Origin of the sequence: Prosthecobacter sp. (assembly GCF_044373815.1) — a bacterium.
Lineage (GTDB): Bacteria > Verrucomicrobiota > Verrucomicrobiia > Verrucomicrobiales > Verrucomicrobiaceae > Prosthecobacter.
In genome coordinates this window covers 1-3,611 of record NZ_JBIPNG010000582.1, presented here as the reverse complement: position 1 = coordinate 3,611, position 3,611 = coordinate 1, and the positions used below count along the sequence as shown (strand labels likewise).

The 3,611-nt window shown below is 58.6% G+C and carries 6 protein-coding genes; 2 read left to right on the top strand and 4 right to left on the bottom strand.

The features are described 5' to 3' along the window. Nucleotides 1-159: 159 nt before the first annotated feature. Complete coding sequence (locus ACIREA_RS28585; RefSeq protein WP_397385729.1) at nt 160-1,041, bottom strand: serine O-acetyltransferase; 882 nt, start codon at nt 1,039-1,041, stop codon at nt 160-162. Between the two features lie 129 nt (nt 1,042-1,170). On the opposite strand from ACIREA_RS28585, the gene ACIREA_RS28580 reads away from it, so the two are divergent. After that, nucleotides 1,171-1,797, top strand: coding sequence for an N-methyl-D-aspartate receptor NMDAR2C subunit (locus ACIREA_RS28580; protein WP_397385728.1), 627 nt, complete (start codon nt 1,171-1,173; stop codon nt 1,795-1,797). Here the strand turns inward: ACIREA_RS28580 and ACIREA_RS28575 are convergent. The 3 genes from ACIREA_RS28575 to ACIREA_RS28565 are packed head-to-tail and all read right to left on the bottom strand — an operon-like array spanning nt 1,787 to nt 2,933. Further along, nucleotides 1,787-2,404 (bottom strand): hypothetical protein, encoded by a 618-nt coding sequence (locus ACIREA_RS28575; RefSeq protein ID WP_397385727.1) that lies wholly within the window; start codon nt 2,402-2,404, stop codon nt 1,787-1,789. The two genes, ACIREA_RS28580 and ACIREA_RS28575, sit on opposite strands and share 11 nt — an antisense overlap. 56 nt (nt 2,405-2,460) lie before the next feature. Then, entirely contained in the window at nt 2,461-2,757 is a 297-nt protein-coding gene (locus ACIREA_RS28570; protein WP_397385726.1) for a type II toxin-antitoxin system RelE/ParE family toxin, read from the bottom strand. Then, complete coding sequence (locus ACIREA_RS28565) at nt 2,754-2,933, bottom strand: hypothetical protein (RefSeq protein ID WP_397385725.1); 180 nt, start codon at nt 2,931-2,933, stop codon at nt 2,754-2,756. Before ACIREA_RS28565 ends, ACIREA_RS28570 begins: the two co-directional genes overlap by 4 nt. A gap of 120 nt (nt 2,934-3,053) precedes the next feature. Between ACIREA_RS28565 and ACIREA_RS28560 the strand changes: the two genes are divergently transcribed. Next, nucleotides 3,054-3,611 (top strand): DEAD/DEAH box helicase (locus ACIREA_RS28560; RefSeq protein WP_397385724.1); only part of this gene is annotated, 558 nt, incomplete at its 3' end.

Below are 3,611 nucleotides of genomic sequence, written 5' to 3'. Positions count from 1 at the left end.
TCTGCTCCTCCAATTCCGCATCCCGGCCATCAGGGACGGTTTCATCCGCTGAACCCTCCGCCGGTTCTGGCGGGGGCGTCAGGTCACGCACCTTGCGAAACGGCACCCAGTGCGGCAGGGCGGAAAAGTCAAAATTGAGCTGGGAGAGATCGAACATGCTCACTTCTTCTTTTTGACCTGCACCTTGTGTTCCTGCTCACCCAGAGCGTAGAGCATGTCGGGGGCCACGGACTCGAGGATGAATACGTTTGCTCCGATGGTGCTGCGCGCACCAATGATCGTGTCGCCGCCGACAATCGTCGCGTTGGCATACACGGTGACGTGATCTTCCAGCGTGGGGTGGCGCTTTTTGCCCCGCAGTGCCTGCCCGGCAGCGAGGGAGCGTGCGACGAGACCGACGCCTTGATACAGCTTCACGTGATTTCCCAGCGTGGCGGTCTCACCGATGACCACGCCCGTGCCGTGGTCGATGAAGAAATGCGAGCCGATCTCCGCGCCAGGGTGAATGTCGATGCCGGTGCGGCTGTGCGCCCACTCCGTCATCATGCGCGGGATCACCGGCACGTTTTTCAGGTAGAGCACATGGGCCGTGCGCTGAATCGCGATGGCTTCAAGTCCGGGATAGGCAAGGATGATTTCCTCAAAGCCACGGGCAGCGGGATCGCCGGCATAGGCGGCCTCGACATCCATTTTCAGCAGCGCACGCACTTCGGCCAGTCTCATCAAGAAACTGCACACCACGTCAGCGGCTTCCGCATCGCGGTTTTCAGGGTTGCCATTGAGGCGCAGGCTGCGGCGCACTTCCACATTCAGGCGCTCACGGATGCTGGCGACGAGTTCATTGGTCATCAGCTCCAGCTCCTGGGAAGACACGGCTTCATCCGAAAAGAAGCCAGGGAAGAGCAGATGCAGAAGATCCTCGCAGAGCGTGGCAATGGCGCGTTTGGACGGCAGATTGCCGCAATCGACATGGTTGATCCCACCCACCTCGTGATACGAGGTCATCAGGCTGGAAACGATTTCATTTTGGCGGCAATCCATGTGTGCGCTCAGCGATACCGTGCTGTGATCTGGATTCAAGCGCGGGGGTGAGATGATTGCTGTGAATAACTCAGGGTTCGCAGCTTCGTCTGGCAATTGCAGCCCTGTGTCCCACATTGTTTCCTCCTCATGATGACTTCAAACGTACGCTTGGAAAACCTTTGGAGACGTCTGAGTTTGCGGGGCGAGGCCTTCGTATGGCATGCGCGGCTGCTGGAATGCTATGCGGAGCCGCAGCGTGCGTACCATACTCTGCAGCATCTTGAAGAATGCCTGCTCCTTTTGGACGCCGCCAAGGCGACCGGTTTGATCGCGAATCCGGACCTCATCGAGATGGCCTTGTGGTTTCATGATGCGGTGTATGACCCTCAAGGGCACGAAAACGAAGAACTCAGCGCGGAGATGGCACTGGAGGCACTCGGCGGTCATCCAACGGCGCAGGAGGTGGCGCGGCTTATCCTGCTGACGAAGTCACACCAGCCGGGAGCCGGACTGGATGATGCCTGGATCATCGACATTGATCTCGCGATTTTTGCGCAGCCCATGAAGCGTGTGCTGGAATATGAGCGGCAGATTCGTGCGGAGTATGCCTGGGTGCCGCAGGCGGTGTATGCGGAGAAACGTGCGGAGATTCTGACTGGCTTTTTGAAGCGCGAGAAGATCTACCTCACCGCATGGGCACGCGAGCGATATGAATCGCAGGCGCGGGCGAATCTACGAGAGCTGGAACGGGTAGTGAAATCGTTCACTGATTGACGCTGCGAGCGCCCCAAGGATAGGGGCGCACTGCACCGTCGGAGAAGTACTGATTCAACTGAGCTTTGGTGCGCCGCAGCAGATCCAGCTCGATGCGACGTGGCTTTCCGGCCACCTCCACCTCAAGGGTCACATGGATGGAAGTGCCGTAGTTGAAGATCGGAAAGCTGCCAGCCTCGGTTTCTGTCTCCTTGTGCGGAGCGGCGGTGAGCACTTCGTTTTGGAAATCCAGTGCCCCGCTGGGGACCGTCATGCGTTTGAACTTTACCTGATGAGGCACAGAATCGAAGTTCCACAGAACAATCGAGAGCTTGCCGGAAGCGAGGGAATCGCGTGGCCCGAGTGCTCCGAGCGCCTGCGCTGTGCCATGCGCGACAGGGATGACTTTTTTCTCGTGATCCACGAGGATGACGAGCCCGAGCTTGTCCTTCAGAAGCCAGTCGCCATTGTCGTAGTACTTGGAGTAGGTGGTCTTGCTGGCTTCGCCAGTGGTGCCGTCATAGTGGCCGACGGTCATGGTTCCCGCATTGCAGCCAGCCAGCAGCATGAGGAGTGCAGATATGAAAAGCCGCAATCCGGGAAACGTTTCGTTGGCACAGCTTTTCATAAGATGCCGGAAAGAAATACCGGGGCGTATTGAAGATTCAAGCCGGTCTTGTGCACCTACCGCAGACGCTTGCGCCAGTAGCCAGGCCGACGGCTGTGATGAGCCACGGCATAGATCGTGATCTTCTCTTCCTCTGCATCATGATGGTAGTAGAGATGATAAGGAAAACGCTTCAGGCGGAAGATCCGCACGCCATTGCCCACAAGCTGAAACAGGGCGGGATCGTGTGCGATGGTTTCCAAGGCTGCTTCCATGGCCTGCACAAAGTCTTCGCCAAGACCAAACCTCGTCTTGGAGTAAATCGCCGCATCGCGATACTCCTCGAGTGCCTCCAGTTCGAAATGCAGCGTCATGCTTTCGCAGAGAGAGCCTCGCGGACCATCTGATGCGCCGCATCTGCCTCCACCAGCCGCGAAAGACCGCTCTCCACATTGCTCATTCGCGTGCGCACGATCTTCATCTGCTCCGAGATCGCCTCAGTCGAAGGAGATGCGCTTTCCATCAACTGCTCCGCGAGATCGATGCGCATGTCTGCAGACAGCTGCAATGCCTCTTGCAAGAGATAAGATACGCTGGTGGCCATGCATTAAGGATACGAACAAGCCTGGTTCGTGACAAGCTTGAATTCGTGCGTCATAGAGAGCGGCGCATGCTTCCATCTCTCAACCAGCTCAAACTCCCGGACCCATGGCAGCACCAGGCGGTGAATCTGCTGCGTTCGGGCTGTGACGTGGTCGTCAGTGCGCCGACGGGGGCAGGGAAGACGTATATTTTTGAGCTGCTGCATCAGGGACGGCATTTGCAGGGGCCGGCAATCTACACGGTGCCGACGCGGGCGCTGGCGAATGACAAGTACGCCGAGTGGAAAGAGGCGAAGTGGAATGTGGGCATCGCCACGGGGGACATCGCGGAGAATGTGGATGCGCCTGTCGTCGTAGCCACATTGGAGACGCAGATCGAGCGCCTCGTGCGCGGCGAAGGTCCGGCGCTGCTGGTGATCGATGAGTATCAGATGATCTCGGACCATTCGCGGGGTGCGAACTACGAGGCGGCCATCGCACTGGCGCCGCAGGAAACGCGGCTGCTGCTGCTGAGCGGCTCTGTGGCGAATCCGGAAGACGTGGCGGCATGGCTGGTGAGTCTGGGCCGCAAGGCGGAAGTGGTCATGACGCGTGAACGGCCCGTGCCTCTGGAAGAAGTGCCGATG

Excerpts from the sequence above, each read along its gene's own strand:
- ACIREA_RS28585 (WP_397385729.1), bottom strand. The coding sequence starts at position 1,041 with ATGGATTGCCGCCAAAATGAAATCGTTTCCAGCCTGATGACCTCGTAT.
- ACIREA_RS28565 (WP_397385725.1), bottom strand. The coding sequence starts at position 2,933 with ATGCGCATCGATCTCGCGGAGCAGTTGATGGAAAGCGCATCTCCTTCG.
- ACIREA_RS28580 (WP_397385728.1), top strand. The coding sequence starts at position 1,171 with ATGATGACTTCAAACGTACGCTTGGAAAACCTTTGGAGACGTCTGAGT.
- ACIREA_RS28570 (WP_397385726.1), bottom strand. The coding sequence starts at position 2,757 with ATGACGCTGCATTTCGAACTGGAGGCACTCGAGGAGTATCGCGATGCG.
- ACIREA_RS28575 (WP_397385727.1), bottom strand. The coding sequence starts at position 2,404 with ATGAAAAGCTGTGCCAACGAAACGTTTCCCGGATTGCGGCTTTTCATA.